At 64.6% G+C, this 18,074-nt stretch carries 20 protein-coding genes; 7 read left to right on the top strand and 13 right to left on the bottom strand.

The window, feature by feature from the left end; translation table 11 throughout:
* From ACP4XC_RS12760 to ACP4XC_RS12740, 5 genes are all read left to right on the top strand, one after another.
* A complete protein-coding gene (locus ACP4XC_RS12760) occupies positions 1–1,962 on the top strand; it encodes a TRAP transporter large permease subunit (protein ID WP_427170161.1) in 1,962 nt (653 codons plus the stop codon).
* 44 nt (positions 1,963–2,006) lie between these two features.
* Complete coding sequence (locus ACP4XC_RS12755; RefSeq protein ID WP_427170159.1) at positions 2,007–3,023, top strand: LacI family DNA-binding transcriptional regulator; 1,017 nt, start codon at positions 2,007–2,009, stop codon at positions 3,021–3,023.
* Between the two features lie 95 nt (positions 3,024–3,118).
* Positions 3,119–3,880 (top strand): SDR family NAD(P)-dependent oxidoreductase, encoded by a 762-nt coding sequence (locus ACP4XC_RS12750; protein ID WP_427170157.1) that lies wholly within the window; start codon positions 3,119–3,121, stop codon positions 3,878–3,880.
* 39 nt (positions 3,881–3,919) lie between these two features.
* The gene (locus ACP4XC_RS12745) at positions 3,920–4,345 is read left to right on the top strand and encodes an RbsD/FucU family protein (protein WP_427170155.1); all 426 of its coding nucleotides are present in this window, start codon (positions 3,920–3,922) and stop codon (positions 4,343–4,345) included.
* 335 nt (positions 4,346–4,680) lie between these two features.
* Entirely contained in the window at positions 4,681–4,929 is a 249-nt protein-coding gene (locus ACP4XC_RS12740) for a hypothetical protein (RefSeq protein WP_427170153.1), read from the top strand.
* A gap of 246 nt (positions 4,930–5,175) precedes the next feature.
* Here ACP4XC_RS12740 and fdxA read toward each other — a convergent pair whose 3' ends face one another.
* The 8 genes from fdxA to ACP4XC_RS12700 all read right to left on the bottom strand — a co-directional run bounded on the left by fdxA (position 5,176) and on the right by ACP4XC_RS12700 (position 13,074).
* Complete coding sequence (gene fdxA / locus ACP4XC_RS12735; protein ID WP_427170151.1) at positions 5,176–5,481, bottom strand: ferredoxin; 306 nt, start codon at positions 5,479–5,481, stop codon at positions 5,176–5,178.
* Positions 5,482–5,487: 6 nt separating this feature from the next.
* On the bottom strand, positions 5,488–6,963 hold the full coding sequence (locus tag ACP4XC_RS12730; RefSeq protein WP_427170149.1) for an aldehyde dehydrogenase family protein: 1,476 nt from the start codon (positions 6,961–6,963) through the stop codon (positions 5,488–5,490).
* Between the two features lie 31 nt (positions 6,964–6,994).
* Positions 6,995–7,783, bottom strand: coding sequence for an SDR family oxidoreductase (locus tag ACP4XC_RS12725; RefSeq protein WP_427170147.1), 789 nt, complete (start codon positions 7,781–7,783; stop codon positions 6,995–6,997).
* Positions 7,783–8,772, bottom strand: coding sequence for a dihydrodipicolinate synthase family protein (locus ACP4XC_RS12720; RefSeq protein ID WP_427170145.1), 990 nt, complete (start codon positions 8,770–8,772; stop codon positions 7,783–7,785). The genes ACP4XC_RS12725 and ACP4XC_RS12720 overlap by 1 nt, the downstream gene beginning before the upstream one ends.
* Before the next feature lie 13 nt (positions 8,773–8,785).
* On the bottom strand, positions 8,786–9,595 hold the full coding sequence (locus tag ACP4XC_RS12715; RefSeq protein ID WP_427170143.1) for an enoyl-CoA hydratase-related protein: 810 nt from the start codon (positions 9,593–9,595) through the stop codon (positions 8,786–8,788).
* Positions 9,592–10,866, bottom strand: coding sequence for a CaiB/BaiF CoA transferase family protein (locus tag ACP4XC_RS12710; protein WP_427170141.1), 1,275 nt, complete (start codon positions 10,864–10,866; stop codon positions 9,592–9,594). The genes ACP4XC_RS12715 and ACP4XC_RS12710 overlap by 4 nt, the downstream gene beginning before the upstream one ends.
* On the bottom strand, positions 10,863–12,245 hold the full coding sequence (locus ACP4XC_RS12705; protein WP_427170139.1) for an FAD-dependent oxidoreductase: 1,383 nt from the start codon (positions 12,243–12,245) through the stop codon (positions 10,863–10,865). The genes ACP4XC_RS12710 and ACP4XC_RS12705 overlap by 4 nt, the downstream gene beginning before the upstream one ends.
* Positions 12,246–12,465: 220 nt before the next feature.
* Positions 12,466–13,074: a helix-turn-helix domain-containing protein gene (locus ACP4XC_RS12700; RefSeq protein WP_427170137.1), complete on the bottom strand. Its 609-nt coding sequence runs from the start codon at positions 13,072–13,074 to the stop codon at positions 12,466–12,468.
* Positions 13,075–13,678: 604 nt separating this feature from the next.
* Between ACP4XC_RS12700 and ACP4XC_RS12695 the strand changes: the two genes are divergently transcribed.
* Complete coding sequence (locus ACP4XC_RS12695) at positions 13,679–14,983, top strand: MFS transporter (RefSeq protein ID WP_427175104.1); 1,305 nt, start codon at positions 13,679–13,681, stop codon at positions 14,981–14,983.
* A 51-nt stretch (positions 14,984–15,034) separates the two neighbouring features.
* Positions 15,035–15,490: a hypothetical protein gene (locus tag ACP4XC_RS12690; protein WP_427170135.1), complete on the top strand. Its 456-nt coding sequence runs from the start codon at positions 15,035–15,037 to the stop codon at positions 15,488–15,490.
* Between the two features lie 153 nt (positions 15,491–15,643).
* Here the strand turns inward: ACP4XC_RS12690 and ACP4XC_RS12685 are convergent, their stop codons facing one another.
* The 5 genes from ACP4XC_RS12685 to ACP4XC_RS12665 all read right to left on the bottom strand — a co-directional run bounded on the left by ACP4XC_RS12685 (position 15,644) and on the right by ACP4XC_RS12665 (position 18,060).
* Positions 15,644–15,994, bottom strand: a complete 351-nt coding sequence (locus ACP4XC_RS12685) for a hypothetical protein (RefSeq protein ID WP_427170133.1) — start codon at positions 15,992–15,994, stop codon at positions 15,644–15,646.
* 293 nt (positions 15,995–16,287) lie between these two features.
* The gene (locus ACP4XC_RS12680; protein ID WP_427170131.1) at positions 16,288–16,860 is read right to left on the bottom strand and encodes a sulfocyanin-like copper-binding protein; all 573 of its coding nucleotides are present in this window, start codon (positions 16,858–16,860) and stop codon (positions 16,288–16,290) included.
* Entirely contained in the window at positions 16,857–17,114 is a 258-nt protein-coding gene (locus ACP4XC_RS12675; protein WP_427170129.1) for an SHOCT domain-containing protein, read from the bottom strand. Before ACP4XC_RS12675 ends, ACP4XC_RS12680 begins: the two co-directional genes overlap by 4 nt.
* 69 nt (positions 17,115–17,183) lie before the next feature.
* The gene (locus tag ACP4XC_RS12670) at positions 17,184–17,333 is read right to left on the bottom strand and encodes a hypothetical protein (protein ID WP_427170127.1); all 150 of its coding nucleotides are present in this window, start codon (positions 17,331–17,333) and stop codon (positions 17,184–17,186) included.
* 100 nt (positions 17,334–17,433) lie between these two features.
* Positions 17,434–18,060 (bottom strand): DUF305 domain-containing protein, encoded by a 627-nt coding sequence (locus tag ACP4XC_RS12665; protein ID WP_427170125.1) that lies wholly within the window; start codon positions 18,058–18,060, stop codon positions 17,434–17,436.
* Positions 18,061–18,074: the final 14 nt, after the last annotated feature.

Genomic DNA, 18,074 nt, shown 5'->3' with positions numbered 1-18,074 from the left:
ATGCGACTTCCAACAGAGCGCTTGAACGTCGCCGTGGCGGCCTTGCCGGAGCCGCCGCTGAGCAGCCCGGGCGGCATGCTCGGCCCTGTCTTACCGGTAGCAAAAGGCCGTTTGGCCAGGGGGCTGGAACTGGCCATCGCCATTGCCGCTTCGCTTACCTTGGTTGCCAGCCTGGTGGTGGTCTTCATCTCCGTCATTTCGCGCTACTTCTTCAACAACCCCCTTGCATGGGCAGGCGAGATCAGCGGGACGATGCTGGTGACCATCGGCTTCTTCGGTGGAGCCTTGGCTCTGGCCCGCGGTGAGCACTTGGGGGTGGCAGCATTGCGCAGCCGGTTGCACGGCTGGATGGGCGAGGTCAATGAGGGCCTGATCGCCTGGATTGTGGTCATCGTCGCCGTGGCGCTGTGTTGGTCCAGCCAGGCCATTATCGACGCAGTGGCGGGGCAGACGATGGCCAGCGGCGTCCCGGAAGCCTTCAACTACTACCCCGTTCTGATCAGCGGCGGCGTAATGGCAGTGTTCGCCATCGTCGATCTGGTCCGGCTTAAGGCGCGGGCGTTGCTCGCCTCAGCCGGCATTCTCACCGCGGTTGCCGCGATCTGGGGGCTGTGGGAATACCTGCTTCCGGACTTAGCGCCGTTGCCCATTGTCTTGTTGTTGGTGGGGTTCGCCATAGCGTTGATCATCGGCGTTCCCATCGCGTTCGCGCTCTGCCTGGGCGCCCTGCTGTACTTCTGGACCGGCGGAAGCGCGCCAATCGCCCTGTTTGCCCAGCAAATGGAATCCGGTATTTCCAACGTGGTGCTGCTGGCCATTCCGTTCTTCGTCCTGGCCGGCTTGGTTATGGAAATCAACGGCATGTCCAAGAGGCTGATTGATCTTCTTTTGCTCGGTGCAGGCCGGTCCCGGGGAGGCCTGCGCATTGTGATGATCGCGGCGATGGCACTCTTCTCCGGGATCTCCGGGTCAAAGAGCGCGGATGTCGCGGCGGTGGGGACCACCCTGCTGCCTGCGATCCGGAAGGCAGGCCAGGACGATAAGGATGCCGTGGCGCTGCTGGCTGCCACGGCCATCATGGGGGAAACTATTCCCCCATGTATAAACATGATCATCCTGGGATACGTGGCCAACCTCTCGATCGGTGGCCTGTTCGTCGCCGGCATTGTGCCGGCGGCGGTCATCGGCTTGGCCTTGCTCGTCGTCGCCGTCACCACGGCCCCGCGCGCAGGCCAGACGGTGACCGGCAGCAGTGACGGTACGGCCGCGATTGTGCCGCGACGGAGCAGATCGCAGATTCTGAAGCTGGTAGGCGGGGCATCGACCGCCCTGGTGATGATCGTGATCATTTTCGGCGGCATTCTCGGCGGAATCGCCACCCCAACAGAAGTCGCCGCTTTCGCGGTGGTCTATGCCTTCGTCGTCGGCGGCCTGATTTTCCGGGAAATGAAAGTGGGCATGACGGCGTCATTCCTTGTGCGCTCGGCCTCGCTGTCTGGGATGATCTTGTTCATCGTCGCGGCAGCTCAGGCGGTCACCTACGTGCTGACGGCGGAGCAGGTTCCGCAGACGATGGCGCAGTCGCTCGTCGGACTCGCCCAAGCGCATGGGACCTGGTTGTTCCTGTTGGTCTGCACGGCGATGCTGATTGTGATGGGCTCCGTTCTGGAGGGCGCGCCGGCGTTGATTATCTTTGGCCCGCTGCTGCTGCCGATTGCCGTTCAGCTGGGCGTCAATGAACTCCAATTCGGAATCCTGCTGATTTTAGCCATGGGCCTCGGACTGTTCTCGCCACCCTTGGGGGTTGGCCTCTATACGGCGTGCGCCATTGGCGGCGTGCCAATGGAAAAGGTTGCCCGGCCCATGGTCAAGTATCTCGCGGCGATCGTCATCGTACTCATCGGGATCATTTTCTTCCCGTGGCTGACCCAGGCACTCCCGCATGCTTTGGGTCTGGGATGATGACCACTGTGAACGGGAAAAAAGCTGCGCCCACGATTAGGGCAGTGGCCAGCGAAGCTGGAGTCTCGGTTGCCACCGTTTCGGCGGTCATCAACCAGACACGCTATGTAAGTGCGGAGACTGCCCGTCGGGTGAACGAGGCGGTCAAACGCAGCGGCTACCGGCCCAACCGGCTCGCTCGCGGTCTAAGCACCCGGCAGACAAAGACCATCGGCATCGTCATGCCCACGATCCTGAGCCCCATTGCGCCGCTGCTGCTAAAGTCGGCGGCCGAGGTATTGCATGAGCACGGATTCGCTGTGCTGTTTTCCAATACGGAGATGCAGACGACCTGGGAGGAACAGGCGATCGAGCTGATGTTCGATTCGCAGGTGGACGGTCTTCTGGTGGTACCGGCCAGTAAGTCTCTTGAATCCCTCAAACTCTTTGCCGACGCGGGGAAGCCAGTCGTCCTGCTCCTCCATGGGCTGGAAGGGGTCAGCGGATGCGACGTCATACGGTCCGGAAACTTCAAAGGATCCCTAGATGCTGTGAACCATCTGGTCGGCCAGGGAGCCCAGCGCATCGCGGTTCTGGCCCTTCCCTTGGTGAGCGAGTCGGAGAAGGACCGCATGGACGGATTCCGCACCGGAATCCTGGCGGCAGGAAGAACTCTGGACCCCGAGCTGATCCGTATAGGTGCTCCTAGTGAGAGCGGCGCCAGCGAGCAGCACGGCTACCAGGAAACGCTCAAACTCATGAACCTAAAGAATCCCCCGGACGCCATCTTTGCGATGAATCAGTACATGGCGATCGGCGCCTTGTCGGCGCTCAAGGAATTGGATCTGAGCATACCGTCGGACGTGGCCCTGGTCGGTTATGACGATCTGGTCTGGACCCGGCACCTTGAACCGCCAATGTCTGTGGTCGCCCAGCAGGTCGAGCTCATCGGGCGCATGGGCGCCACCCGTCTAATCCACAGGCTTGCCAACAACGACCAGCCTGGTACCCCCGAGTCCGTCACTGTCGACACCAGGCTCATCATCAGGGCTTCAAGCGACCGCGGTCCCGCAGCGGACTGAGAGGCCCTTCCTGTTTCAGCCTGCCCCACCGGCCGGACGTCCAGCCGGACCACATCCGCTCCGGCACGTAATTGACCGATATGGAGAATATCCGAATGGCAAATTTGCTCGCTAATAAGAACGTCCTCGTCACCGGCGGAGGAGTCGGCATCGGCAGGGAAATCTCCCTTGAACTTGCCCGCTCCGGCGCGCGCGTGGCTATCACATACCTCACCCACCAACCGGACGAGGAACTGGAGCTTGAGATCAAGGAGGCTTCGGGCAGCGAGCTGACAGCGGTCAAACTCGATGCAACCTCCGAATCCGACGTTCAGCAAGCATTGAGCGATATCGGGAGCCAGTTCGGCAGTATTGACGTCCTCGTAAACAATATTGGCGGCCTCATTCAAAGGGCACCCATCGACGGAATGGATTTCTCCCTGTGGAACAAAGTCATGGCCGTCAACCTAAACAGCGTCTTCCTCGTCACCCACCATGCCCTGCCTTTCATGAGTACCGGCTGGGGCCGGATCATCAACATCGCCTCCTTGGCCGGACATAACGGCGGTCACCCCGGAGCGGTTGCCTACGGCACTTCGAAGGCGGCGATCTTCGGTTTCACCAGGGGCCTGTCCAAGGAAGTCGCCGCCCGGGGGATCACAGTGAACGCCGTGGCTCCGGGTTTCATCCAGGCCACACCGTTCCATGACACATTCACCACTGCCGAATCCAAGTCAGCAACCATCGCCTCCATCCCGGTCCAGCGCGCCGGAAACCCAGGAGATGTCGCCAGCGCCGTCTCCTGGCTTGCTTCGCCCCAGGCATCGTTTGTGACCGGAACCACCGTCAACGTCAACGGAGGGCAGTACTTTGCCTAGGACGGAGCGGAAGCAGGCCGCCGACGGGAGAGAACTGGGATGATCACGGCAAGACTCACTCACCCGGAAATGATCGCAGCCCTGGCCGCAGCCGGGCACGGTTCCACGGTGCTCCTGACGGACGGGCACTATCCGGCCAAAACGGCAGTGGGCCCTAACACCCAGACCGTCCATCTGAATTTAACCGCGGGCACGCCCAGCGTTCCGGAAGTCCTTTCGGTAGTGCTTGACACTATTCCTGTCGAGCATGCCACGCTGATCAGTCCGAGTGCGGATGCTTTGCCCTCGGCGGTCCAAGAGGAAATCCTGCAACTGCTTCCCGATCCGGTTCCGATCGCATACGTGGGCAGGCACGACTTCTACGCCTTGGCGCGCAAGCCCGATCTGGCTCTGTGCGTGGTCACCGGCGACAACCGCAGGTTCGCTAACGTGCTACTCACGATTGGTGTCCTTCGTCGCGGTTAGACCGGGGCATTCATGCCGGTATCGCTTCCATTCTTCCTGCGAAGGTTGGGATTCCTGCTTGTCGGCACCCACACCGGCCAGGTGGGGCGTGGACTTTGTCCCTTCGGGGGGGGCTATTTTCTTAAGCCCCCCGGGGGATCGGGTAGTTCGAATGAGGGTGACTCGGGGGACCTCATCTTCGACCTAACCACGGCCTTGGGCGTGCGGGCAGGGAAGCGGATGCCGGGGGCAGCTGTCTGATGAGGCCGAATTGAAGGGAATCCTTGTGGCGTCAACCGGGGTGCTTTAGCCTGTGAGCTCAGGCAATATTCCGCTGCACAATCTGGGGGTGCGTTATGGCTGAAATCAATGCGGTACTGGCAAGGCTGACGGTCGAAGAGCTCGCTGAGATCAAAGCACTTGGCCCGAAGGGCCACTTGGGACGGGACCTGATCGCCGCCCTGGACCGTGCGGCCGGAGGCCAGGATGCCGGACGCGGGTTCTATGTTTTGGACGGAAACGTCAACGGCAATGGGGGGCAGTTCCACATTCTCCGCAACGACGTCAGTGACCGGATCTTCCAACCTCAGCAGGTCCAGGGCTGACGCGGACCCCCAAGTCTTACGCTTGCCTTCCCACGACGAGCGCCTCTGTCGCGCCGCGAACCAACCTGGGTCGGGCTTGAAGAGCTGTCCGACTCCGACCGCGGCGTCTCGCGCAGTCGGCGTTTGGGACAGTCACCGGGGGTCCGGAACGCAGCCAAGGCGGTCAAGGTCCAGACCGTTCAGTAGGTTGCGCCGGAATGCAGCTCGGCAATAATCCGGTCGGGTTCCTTGTCGATGCCGCAGATGCTACTGGCCGGCGACGACGGCGTGGTCACGGCCCAGGTTTCCGAGGGCCGAGGCCCCTTGCGGCGACCCCAGCTCCTCGAAAAACTCCGCGTTGGCGCGCTCATAGTCGACCCACTCGTCCGGGACGTCATCCGAGTAGTAGATCGCCTCGACCGGACAGACGGGATCGCAGGCGCCGCAGTCCACGCATTCGGACGGGTGGATGTAGAGCGAGCGTTGGCCCTCATAGATGCAGTCCACCGGGCATTCGTCGATGCAGGCCTTGTCCTTCACATCAACGCAGGGCTGGGCGATCACGTACGTCATGGCCGGCTATACACCGGTGTAGACGGTTTTGCCCCAGGTGAAGAAGTCCAGCGCGGACTTTCCCTGCTCGCGGAACGTGTTGGTGGAGGAGTCCTTGACGCCGCCGAACGGGACGTTCAGGTCCAGGCCCGCGGTGGGGCGGTTGACCTTGATGACGCCGGCCTGGGCTCGCGCGGCGAAGTCGGTGGCGCGGGCGAGGGAGTCGGTGCAGATTCCGGCGGTGAGGCCGTAGCGGGAATCGTTGATGGCGCCAAGTCCTGCCTCATAGTCAGGCACCTCGAGGACGGCCACCACGGGCCCGAAGATCTCTTCGGTCACGGCTGCGTCGTCGAAGGGGAGGTCCGTGAGGATGGCGGCCGGGAACAGGAAGCCGGCGTCAGCGCCGCCGTCGTACCTCCCGTGCAGCAGAGTGGCGCCGCGTTCGACGGCGGTGCGCACCGCGGCCTGGTTCTGTTCGAACTGCTGGCTGCTCACGACGGCGCCCATGCTGGCACCGTCCGATCCGTCGCCGGCGGTGTACTGCGCGGCTTCCTCGGTGAGGGCTGCCAGGAACGCGGACCGGATGCCCGGGGTGACATAAACGCGGGAGGTCGCGGTGCAGGCCTGGCCGGTGAGCCCGAACGCGCCGGCGGCCACCACCTGTGCAGCCTTGCGGGGATCGGCGTCGTCCAGGACCAGCACCCCGTTCTTGCCGCCCATTTCCAGCTGGACCCGGGCGCGGCGGGCGTTCAGGATCTCCTGCAAACCGAGCCCCACTTTGGTGGAGCCGGTGAAAGACAGCCCGGCGATGCGTGGATCGCGGGCCAGGGCGTCGCCCACCACGCGGCCCTTGCCGTGGACGACGTTGAACACCCCGGCCGGCAGGCCGGCGTCCTGCAGGGCGCGGGCCAAGTGCGTGGCGGAGAGCGGGGTCAGCTCTGCCGGCTTGATCACCACGGCGTTGCCGCTGATCAGCGCCGGGGCGGACTTCCAGGCCGGGATCGCGATGGGGAAGTTCCACGGCGTGATGAGCCCGACGACGCCGAGCGGCTCCCGGCGGGTGGTGATGGTGGTGTCCGGCAGGCCGCTGGGCAGCACTTCGCCGGTGGCGGCCCACCCGAGCGAGCCAAAGAACCGCAGCACGTCGGAGGCACGCTTGACCTCGCCCTTGGCCTCGGCGAGGGTCTTGCCTTCCTCACGGACGAGGTCCCCTGCGATCGCCGCCTGGCGGTCCAGCAGGAGGTCGCCGGCGGCCATGAGGATGGCGCCGCGGGCTGGGGCGGGCAGGGCGGCCCAACCCGGCTGGGCAGCGGTGGCGGCGGTGACAGCGGCGTCCACATCGGCGGGGGTGCCGCTGGGGGAGAGAGCCGCGAGTTCGCCGTGGCGTGCGGGGTTCATGCGTTCGGTGTCGCCGTCCCCGAGCCATTTGCCGTTGATGAGGTGCCGGGCGGTGATGAGGTCCCGGTCAGTTGGGGCCGAGAGGTCTGTTGCTGTGGAGGTCATGATGTTCCTTTTGAAAATCGGGGAGGGAGGGCTAGAGGCTGCGGATCAGGCCGCCGTCGCATCTGAGTGCGACGCCGGTGATGTAGGACGCCGGCGCGCTGCAAAGGAACGCGGCGGCGGCGCCGAACTCCTCGGGCTCGCCATAGCGGCGGGCGGGGATGGTCTTGCGGGATTCGAGCTGGATTTCCTCCAGGGTGGTGCCGCGGCGTTTGGCTGCCGCGTGGTCCAATTCGGCCACACGGTCAGTGGCGATCCGGCCGGGCAGGAGGAGGTTGACAGTTACCGCGTCCAGGGCGACCTCGGCCGCGAGGGTCTTGAGGTAGCCGGCCAGCGCGGCCCGGCCGGTGTTGGAGACGGCCAGGTTGGGCAGCGGTGCCACCACTCCGCTGGAGCCGACCGCGAGGATCCGTCCCCAGCGCCGTTCCCGCATGCCCGGAAGCACTTTCGAGACCAGGGCGTGGTGGGGTTTGACCAGCAGTTCGAAGGCCGCGGCGACGTCATCGGAGCTGAGGGTGGCGGCGGCGCCCGGCTTGGGGCCCGGTCCGTTGAGGACCAGGATGTCGATTGGCCCGAGGGTCCCCACGGTCTGTTGGACGGCCGATTCGATGCCTTCGGCCGTGGTCAGGTCCGCCTCGATGGCAATCGCCCCTGTTCCATAAGCGGTGTGCAGCTCAGCGGCGAGCTCCTTGGCACGGTCGCGGCGGCGGCCCGTGACGGCCACGCGCACGCCTTCCGCTGACAGGGCCCGGGCCACGGCGAGTCCGAGGCCGCCGGTGGATGCCGCCACCAGGGCCGTCTTTCCGGCGATTCCGAGATCCATCAGTTCCTCCCGGCTTGAGAGGCTGACCAATGGGCATCAACGGCGGCGGATGAGGCGGAGGCACTGGCCTTCTCCAGTGCTGCGGCGGCTTCCCTCAGGTGGGTGAGCATGCCATAGCGCAGATTCTCGGGGAATCCGGCGGCGGGAGAGCGGACGCCGGCGTCTTTGATGAGGCCCCGTTTGAGCAGGCATTCCTTCCGGACGGCCAGCGCCACCTTCGCCTGCTGTTCGAAGTTGATGAGCGGCAGGTAGGGCAGCAGCTGGTCGCGCGCTGCCTCGTAGCCGTCGCGCTCCCAGGCCCGCACGCAGGCGATCAGCGCCTCAGGATAGGAAAAGCCTGTCATGGCGCCGGCCGCGCCGGCCATGAGCTCGTCGAGCAATCCCTGCCCGCCGAGGCCGCCGAAGACGGAAACTCCGACGGCCGCACTGAGCTCCGCGATGGCCACGGATGTGGGCGGCGCTTCCGCCTTCACCGCGACCACAAAGGCGCACCAGTTCACCACGGATATGAGGGCCGCGGCACTGATGCTGATGCCACTGGCGAGGGGATAGTCCTGGAGCACTACCTTGGCCCCGGTTGCGCGGTGTATCGCTTCCAGATGGGCGATGACCAGCTCGGCTTTCGGCGAGTTGGCCTGCACCATCACCGCGGCCAGGCGCCCGCGGGCGACCTCTTGCGCGGCGCGGATCTCCTCGATGGCGGGGCGCGTCGCCAGTGCGGTCACTCCGACCACCAGCGGCAGGTCGGTGCACTCGACGGCGATCTCGAGGACTTTCCGGCGCTCGCCGGAGGTGAGTGCAGCGGCTTCGCCGAAAACACCCAGGACCGTGAGACCGGTGGCGCCGATGGACTCGTAGTGCTCCACCAGTTCCGACAGGCTGTCCAGGTCCACATCCAGCGTGCTGCCTTGGAACGGTGTGGCGACTACGCCCCACACGCCCGGCGTCAATGATTCCCGCATCGGGTTCTCCCTTGATTCGTTGTTCATCTGGCGGCGTTCCTTAGTGGCCCGGCCAAACAGGCGGGCGTTTTTCCTGGAAGGCGCGGACGCCCTCGGCGGAATCCTCGCTGTCCAGCGCCGCCATGAGGGCCGGAAGCCGGAACCCGCGGGCCTCAGCGGCGGTCAGGTGCGCGGTCTGCGTGACCATCTGTTTGACCGCGCGGACGGAGGTGGGGGCGCAGGCGAGGATCTGGTCCAGCCAGCGCTGCACTGCGGCGTCGAGTTCCTCGGCGGGGACCACTTCGTTGACCAGGCCCATGGACTGCATTTCGGCGGCTGCGGCCTTTCGCCCGGTGAGGAGCAGGCCCATCGCCTGGGTGTAGGGGATCCGCCGGACCAGTTGGTGGATGCCGCCGTCGAGCGCCAGGCGCCCGACGCGCGGTTCCGTCAGCCCGAACCGGGCCGTGTCGGCGGCGATCACGATGTCGGCGCCGAGCACGATTTCCATGCCGCCGCCGAGAGCGTAGCCGTTGACCCGGGCGATCACAGGGATGTCCAGACTGGTACGGAGGCTGAGGCCGCCGAAGCCGTTGGGATCCAGCCCGGCCCAGTACTGTAGTCCGGTCTTGTCCACGGCGGAGGAGGACATGTCCGCCCCGACGCAGAACGCGCGGGTTCCGGCACCGGTGATCACCACGGCCCGGACGTCCGGATTGGCTTCGAGCTGGTCCCAGATCCCGTTGAGCCGGGCCTGGGCGGTGCCGTCGACCGCGTTGAGCACGTGCTGGCGGTCGATGACCACGGTGGCAACGCCTTTCTCAATGGTCAGCGTGACCTGATCGACCGTTGCCTTCTCGGCTGTGGCGCTCACCGGAGCACCCCCAGCTGCTGCAGGCGCTCGATGGTTTCCGGATCGAATCCGTTCTCCAGGAGCACCTCGACATTGTGCTCGCCGAGCCGCGGCGCCGCGCGCCGGACTGTGGGCGGCGTGGCGGAGAGCCGGATGGGCGCGTTGAGCATCTTTACAGTGCCGACGCCCGGGTGTTCAGCTTCGATGATCATGCCATTGGCGTGCGTTTGGGCATCGGCCAGTGCCTGCTCCAGAGTATGGACGGGGGCGTTGAGCAGGCCCTGGTCCTCGAGCCGGCCGGTCCAGTACTCGGTGGTGTTGGTGGCGATTCGCTCGCGGAAGATCGCCTGCAGGGCGGCCTTGTGCTTGAACTGCTGCTCGAGATTGGCGAATTCGGGCCGCTGCGTGAGGTCCTCGTCCAGGCCCAAGGCCTCGGAAATGCGGGCCAGCGGGTCCGGGGTGAAGCCGCCCACCATGCACACGGCCCCGTCGGAGGTTTCAAAGACACCGCTCAGCGGCATGGCGCCCCAGTTGACTTCGTAGCCGCGGTTGAGCTGCATGCAGGCCTCCTGCATCTGCAGGTGCAGCATGGAGTCGTACATGGTCACCTCCACCTTTTGCCCGGTGCCGGACGCTTCCCGGGTGCGCAGCGCCAGCAGGATGCCCTGCATGAGGTGCATGCCGGTGATGTAGTCGCAGAGCGTGGTGGGGTAGATGGCCGGTTTCTGGTCGTCCGATTCCCGCCGCCACATCACGCCGGAGTAGGCCTGGGCGATTGCGTCCTGGCCGCCCTTGTGCGAGTAAGGGCCCAGGGGTCCGAAGCCGGTTCCGGAGGCCCAGATGATGCCGGGGTTTTCGGCTTTGAGTTCCTCGTAGCCGAAGCCCATCCGCTCCATCACGCCGGAGCGGAAGTTGCTGACCACGACGTCGGCATCCGCCATGATAGCGTGCAGGACGTTCCGGCCTTCCTCGGTCCGCGTATCGATGGAGATGCTGCGTTTATTCCGGTTGATGGACAGGAAGATCGGGTTGTCCTGGCCGTCTTTGTCCGGGAACGAGTTACGGGAAATATCCCCTGCGCCGGGGCGCTCCACTTTGATGATGTCCGCACCGTAGTCGCCGAGCAGCTGGGTGCAGGACGGGCCCATGAACACCTGGGTGAAGTCCACGATCTTAATGCCCTCCAGCGGCGACGGGGTGCCGGCCGGTTCTGCAGCCGGCTCAGGAGCGGCGGCGGAGGCCGCCGTCGTGCGTGTCAGTACGCTTTCGTCCAAAAGGGCGTCGGTGCTCATGCTCCCACCACCGCGTCCAGGTCCAGGGTGGCGTTCGACGACGGGACGTCGCCGGGGTCCGCGCCGTGTCGGCGCATGCCCTGCTGGATGTCCACGGCGGAGACGTCGCGGACCAGTGCGCCGTTTTGGATGGCCAGCGCGGCGGCGACGCCGACGGCCTGGCCCATGGCCATGCAGGGCGGGATCTCGCGGGACATTTTCTGTGCCTCGGGGGTGGCGGAGTAGTGGCGGCCTGCCACGAGCAGTTGGTCCACTTCCTTGGGCACCAGCGAGCGGTACGGATAGTAGTAGTCGCGGCCGCGGGCCACGGTGTCCGCGAAGTGCCGGCGCGAGGTGACATCGTCCTTGGTCATGACGTATTCGCCCTCCAGCAGGCGGGTCTGCCGGACGCCCATCTGGGACGCGACGTCGAGCATGTAGCAGTTCCCGAACCCGGGCAGGTTGGCTCGGACGTAATCCACGGCCTCCGTGATCCGGTCGCGTGCGGCGAACTCGGCGGCTGTCATGTCCGCCGGGTCGACGCCGTCGAAGCCGGTCATGTGGGGGGCGTTGCACCAGACGACACCGTCGATGGGGGTCTTGAGCCACCACAGTTCCCAGGCACCGCCGAGGAGCCGTTTGATCTTGCGGTTGATGGCGCGGGCTTCCTTCGGGTTGGCCTGTTCGAAGGCCTCCGCGGCGTTGGTGTCCACATTCCCGAGGCGGAAGACGAGGGTGGTGAGGTAGCTGTCCTTGACGTAGCTCGCACCGGCCCGGGAGGCTACGTCGATATCGCCGGTGGTGTCGATGACGATGTCCGCCATGAAGGCTTGGGGGCCGGACTTGGTCTCGCAGATGACGCCCTTGATCACGCCGTTGTCCACGATGGGACGGGAGAACCAGGAGTGCAGGCGCAGGTTCACGCCAGCCTCACGGACCAGGTCGTTGGAGACGCGCTTCCAGCCGTCCGGGTCGAACGCCGCGGCGTAGCAGACGGGCTTGGGGGTGGTGTGGCTGTGGAAGTCGAAGGTGCCATAGCGGCCCCACTTATTCCACAACTCCTGGGAGGTCTTACGCTCATCGGCCGGCGGGATGACCGCCAGGCCCAGCTTCTGGAGTCGTTCGACGTACTCGGAAACGATGCCCGTGACGGTGATTTCCTGGCCGTTGATCATGTCATCGAGCACCAGGACCATGCCGCCGGAGGCGAGGCCGCCCAAGGAGGAGTAGCGCTCGAGCAAGGTAACGGAGACACCGGACCGGGCAGCGGTGACCGCGGCGGCCACGCCGGCGGGGCCGCCGCCCACCACCAGGACATCGGAGCGGGAAATGACGGGAGCGGTGAGGTCCTGACTGGTGGTGCTGAGTTCGAGCGAACTCATGGTTGCTGAGGAGTTCATGGAGATCCTAACTTTCCGGCAGGAACGCCGAGAAATACGGCGCGTTGGGGTAGCGAGATGCCCGGGTGGAGATCGCAGCGATGCAGAGCGGGGAATCCACCCGGAAGAGGGCAGGGGGCGGCGAGGCCCCTGCGGACCTTGGCGCAGGTTTCGGAGATGAGTGATGCGAGAAGGGGTTACGGGGGACGAGGTGTGCGGGCCGGCGGCTAACGCCGGTTGGTCACCACGTGTGTGGGGCGTTGACCCAGATTGCTACGCAGACCTCTTCGTAGCTGTTCTTGTACCAGTGCGGTGTGTCCGATGAGAAGGTGATGGAATCGCCTTCTTCGAGCGAGTAGCACCGGCCGTCCAGGAATATGTCTTTCCGACCGGAGATGATGATGCCGAATTCCTCGCCGCTGTGGCGGAAAGGGGTGGCGCTGGTGTCGTGGCCTGGCGGGCTCACGATCCATTGGGCCTCCAAGGCGCCGTTGAGGTCGGGGGTCAGCAGTTCATACACTGCCTCGCCCACGGACTTCTTGGTGATGCCTTTCAGGTTGCGCCGTTCGGCCTTGCGGACCACTGGCGACTTGGTTTCTTCCTGGCCGATGAAGAACTTCCCGACCGGGATATCCAGGCCGTGGGCCAGTTGCGCCAGGGTGGTGAAAGACGGGTTGGCCAGTCCGCGTTCGATCTGGCTGACGATCGCCGGGCTAAGGCCAGTGATTTCGGAGAGCTTTGCCAGGGTCATCCCTTTTTCCTTGCGCATGTTGCGGACCTTGTTGCCGACAGTGGCAAGAAGGGCGCTGGTGCTGGCGGGGGAGGTTCCTGCGAGGCTCTCGCTGGTCATGGTCCAACTTTCTGTCGGTGAGCTGACTCACATCACTATAGTGAATAATTTTAGAGAATCAATGGTTGCCGCGAGATTTTCCGCTACTCCAGGTCTGCGCCCCGCCGGGCCGCGCGGGCGAATCGACTTTTCCCAAAACCATTGACTGCGTGAAGATCTTCAATATAGTTATGTGAGTCGCGTCACTGGGGCGGTCGACGTGGGACGGGAAACCGGGTATGCCGACCTTTTGGCTAGAGGTCCGGCCGCCCCGGCGCCCGTGGCCGCGTTTCCCTTGCCTGTTGCGTTGGCACCAATCACCATCCGCACGATCCAAGCCCCGAGGCACGGGGCTGTCGGAAAGCCGCGGGCCGGTTGCGGGTCGTGTGGGCCCGGGCAACATAAGCCCGTGCGGTGAGCTGGATGGTCCCGTTTGCATTCAAGCGCTACGAAGAGGCACGCGTAGCTATCCGGGCTAACTCACCTCCCATGTGGTGAGCCGGTTCCGTCCTCTCCCTGACGGACCAAGCCAAACGATAGTTTCGATTGCCGGCCGCTCCCAACCGGGGTGTCCGCCGGTGGTCCATACCCTCGTGCACCCGACGGTGCGGAGGAAGGAAGAATGATGACTGACATCTTCGTCAAGACAGACGTCCCGAGCACTGGAAAGTCCCGGCTCTCTCCCGAAGTTCGCCGCGGGCTGCTGGCCCTCGGGCTCGGAAACACCCTGGAATGGTACGACTGGATGGTCTTTGGCCTTCTGTCGGCCTTCATCGGACCGAAGTTCTTCCCGTCCCAAGACCCTGTTGCCGCAACGCTGAGTGCCCTCGCGGTCTTCGCCGTCGGTTTTGCGTTCCGTCCCCTGGGCGGGATTCTTCTCGGGACTCTGGCCGACAGGATAGGACGTCGACGGGTCATGCTCTGGTCCATCATGATGATGGCGGGGACCACGCTGATCATTGCCCTGTGTCCCAGCTACGACCAGATCGGTGCCGCCGCCGGCGTCATCCTGCTCGTCTGCCGAATCATCCAGGGCATGTCCACAGGCATTGAAGCGCCCCTTTCCACGGCGCACGCCGTCGAACTAGTTCCTGAGGGACGCGAGGGTTTTGTGGCCGGCATCATCTCCTTCTTCGTCAATGCCGGCATTCTTCTCGCCTCGCTGGTGAGCTACTTGTGCAGCTTGATGCTCAGCGGGGCGGTCATGGCCGACTGGGGGTGGCGGGTACCATTCCTCGTGGGCGCCGCCTTCGGAGTCGTCGTGGTCTACCTTCGCCGGACACTTCCGGAAACCATGAAGCCCGAAGAGCTTGCGGACAACTCCGCGAAAGCGGTCTGGGGCGGGGTGCGCAAGCACTGGCTAAGCGTGCTGGCGATCACTTTCGTGGTTGGAGCGGCGCAGGCCTACAACTACGCGTGGAACACTGGGCTCCCCACTGCAGCACGGACCAGCTTCAAAGAGGACGCAACCGCCGTCTTTGCGCTGACCACCGTCCTTGGAATCGTGCTGGTGGTCGGAAGCCTGGTCATAGGCAGGTTCGCTGACGGCAAATCGATGTCCAAGTGGTTCCTGATCACTCGTGCGCTGTCCATTCCCTCCGTTTTCCTGATGCTGATGTACGTCCGGCCGGGCATCGGGGGCTTCGCAGCAGTCCTACTCGGCGGCTCTGTGGTCCTGGCACTGAACATGACCCTGTACAACGTCGTCACCAGTTCCCTCATGCCGAAGGGCTGCCGCGGCGCCGGAACGGCTTTGGGATACGGCATAGGCGTGGCCCTCTTCGGAGGTACGGCTTCCTACCTCCTGGTCTGGCTGCAGTCCCTGAATGCGGCCTGGATCTTCCCCGTGTACGTCGCCGTCCTCTCGCTGCTCAGCATCGTCTTCTACCTGCTCGCCCGGCAGAAAAACGGCATCTTCATCGGAAGGTAGGAAACCTCGTGAACTCGGCATCCCTGGACCGAATCGAGAAAGGAGGCGGCCATGATCTCCTTTGAACTCAGCGACGCCGACGTGGAACTCTACGAGGCAGCCCGACGGCTGTTGCTGACAGCCCACCACAGCGAGAATCACCGGGTAGCGGCAGCCATGCGCGGTGAGTCAGGGACGATCTACCTCGGCCTTCATATCGGCTCAAAACGAATCAATGTATGCGCCGAGTCCAGCGCCCTGGCCAACGCACGGATGGCCCAGGAGTCGGCCGTCCACTCCGTGGTGGCTGTCAGCATGGACGAGAGCGGAGAACCCCAGGTCACAAACCCCTGCGGTCTCTGCCGGGAACTGCTGCGTACATACGGGACCGAGACCTCCGTTATGGTTGATGCCCAAGGGACGGTGGGAACGGTCAGCATCAAGGAGCTCCTGCCATATCCGTGGCTGCGGGCCACCGAAACCCAGTGGACAACTCAACCTCCCGGCTCAGAGAGTAGAACCATCTAGCCGTCGCCGCCGCGCGGGACAGCCGTGCGGAGGGCCGGGATCACACGGTTCCGGACCTCCGCACCGGCCATGGCGACGCCGGATGCCCAACAGGACAGCCATCGCGGAGGGCGCACCAAGCTCACCGGCCATGGATTTCAGCCCGCCCGCCCATCACCCCAGGTTCTGTATCGCATCCGACGGTTTCCGGTCGTCGACGGTCCTGGTCAGGTCCGGCGCCTGTTCTCCTGCCGCCGCCACGACCTTCTCGACCGGTACTCCGGCGGCCAGGGCGGCAGCAATCTGCACGTCGCATGCAGCTTTCGCTTGGTCAAGGGCCCATTCAGCGGCCTCGACTTCCCCGACTCGGGTAATCAGCGCGGCCAGCAGCGCCTCTTGCAGAGCCAGCAGGTCAGCTGCCGCTCTTTTGGACGCCGGCGGCGCCGGTTCGGGCTCTCGGTAGAGGGTCCAGTCGACTTGGGCAATGGACAGAGGGGGGGTGTTTGAATTGGTGAACGGTTCCACGGTGGCGGCCTTCTACGACTGTCGTAGCAATGCTCCCGGTCGCTGAGCGGAATAAGGTCTCTGAGGACCACCAGACTGGACAAGTCTGTCTACTAATCCAGAGACTACACAGCAACCTTCGGAATAAGAAGTGTCCCCGGCGATCACCAACCTCCGTATGACGGTCGAACCGACCACCAACAGCAGCGGGCTGGCAGTTCCGGCTGTCCGGAAAAATCGCGATCCGCCGCCAACCCTCTATTAGTTCTTGGTACAGAGCGAAAAGCGGGAGCGGTAGGCACTTCTGCGAGGAACTAACTGACGGTGAGCTGGGTATACATGCCGGCCGCATAGTGGCCAGGGAGGTTGCAGACCAGCTCATAGCGGCCCGGCGGCAGGGTGACGGTTACCCAGCCTGACGCGCCGGGAAGGATTCCTTGGCCCGCACCCTCGGCGCAGGTGTTGGACGCTTCACCGAGGCTGCCGGACTCATCGATTTTGGCGTCCCCGCCGATGGGACGGGTGCCGGGGATCTGGTTATCAGGCAGGGGAAGGATGACCAGTTCATGGCTGATGGTGCCCGCGTTGGTGACCAGGAAGGACACCGTGCCGTGTGCCACGGTGCTTCGGTCTGCCATCATTCGCATGGCGCCGTCCATCATGCGATTGGGCCGGCGCATCATGGGCCCGCCCATGTTGGTCAGTGAAACATTGACGACCGGCCCGGAAAGGGTAGGGGCCAGGCACCGGGTCCGGGACGGGAAGCCGGTGCCACCGGGAGTCACCACACTGCCCACGATGGCGACTGCCACGAGGGACAGAGTGGTCAGAAGAATCACGGATGCGATTCCTATGATGACCTGCCCGCGGCGGGACGGGGTCTTCATTCCTGGCGCCTAAGCGCCGCGCGCCGGGCAGTGAATTCCTGTTCGTCGATTTCCCCGCGGGCGAAGCGCTCATTGAGAATACGCTCGGCCTCCTGGTGCGTTGGCCGCGGTGTGGCCGGTCCCTCACCCGGATGGCCGCGCCGGACCAGGAGCACAACGACAGTGACCACCCCGCCCCAGAAAATCAGCATCAACACGGCCATGGCCACCCACGCGCCGAAGCCCCATCCATTCCCGTCCCAGCCATACATCATGATCAGACCCTACGTTCGCATCGTTTCCCGGAACAGGGCCCAACGGCCCGGCGGGTAGTGGTAGTGCCATCAGGGCCCGGGGTGGCCGGCCCGCGCTCCGCCGTAGAGGACGCCGTGGTCGGTGCCGGCGGTGAAGCCCATCAGGTCGTTGGTGGCGCCGATTTTAGTGGCGGGCCGTTTCGGGACGTCGAACAGGCCGTCGTGCGTGGCCAGAAGCACCTGGCCGGTTTTGCTGTTGACGCTCAGGCCGTGAATGTGGGCCCCGGGCAGGTCGCTGGGGAACGCCGCCGGCCCGTGGCGGGCCGGCGGCGGACGCCGGTTACAGGGTGGCCAGCAGGTCCTGCATATCCTTGATTTCAGCTTCCTGCGCCGTCACGATGTTTTGGCTCAGATTGATCGCGTCGGGGTTCTTGCCCTGGGAGGTTTCGGTCTTGGCCATGGTCACCGCTCCCTGGTGATGGGCAACCATCTGCTTCAGGAAGAGCTTGGCCGCTTCGGTGCCCTGGGCCGCTTCGAGTTGCTTCAGGTCGTCATCGCCCATCATCCCGTCCATGGTGTGCCCGGCGCCCATGGTCGCGGATTCGTTCCAGCTCTTGAGCCAGCCGGTCATCGTTTCGATCTCCGGGGCCTGGGCGGCCTTGATCCTGGTGGCAAGGTCAGTCACGGCCGCCGGGATGTCCTTCTTACCGAGCATCATCTGGCTCATTTCCACGGCTTGTTCGTGGTGCGGGATCATTCCCTGGGCGAACATGGTGTCGGCCGCGTTGTGCTCGGCCGCGGCGGCCGGTGCACTGCTGGACATCATTCCCGAGCCCATTCCCGGCATGGAACTGCCGGCGGAGGCCGGGCTGCTGGATATGGCATTAGAGCCGGTTGAGCATCCGGCGAGGGCGATCGCCGCGGCGATGGCGGCCGCGGAAAGGGTCAGAAGCTTCTTGTTCATCATGTGTTTTGAGTCCT

It is taken from the genome of Arthrobacter sp. 92 (assembly GCF_050260325.1).
In the GTDB taxonomy this organism is placed as follows: Bacteria; Actinomycetota; Actinomycetes; order Actinomycetales; family Micrococcaceae; genus Arthrobacter.
This window is presented reverse-complemented; position numbering and strand designations above follow the sequence as displayed.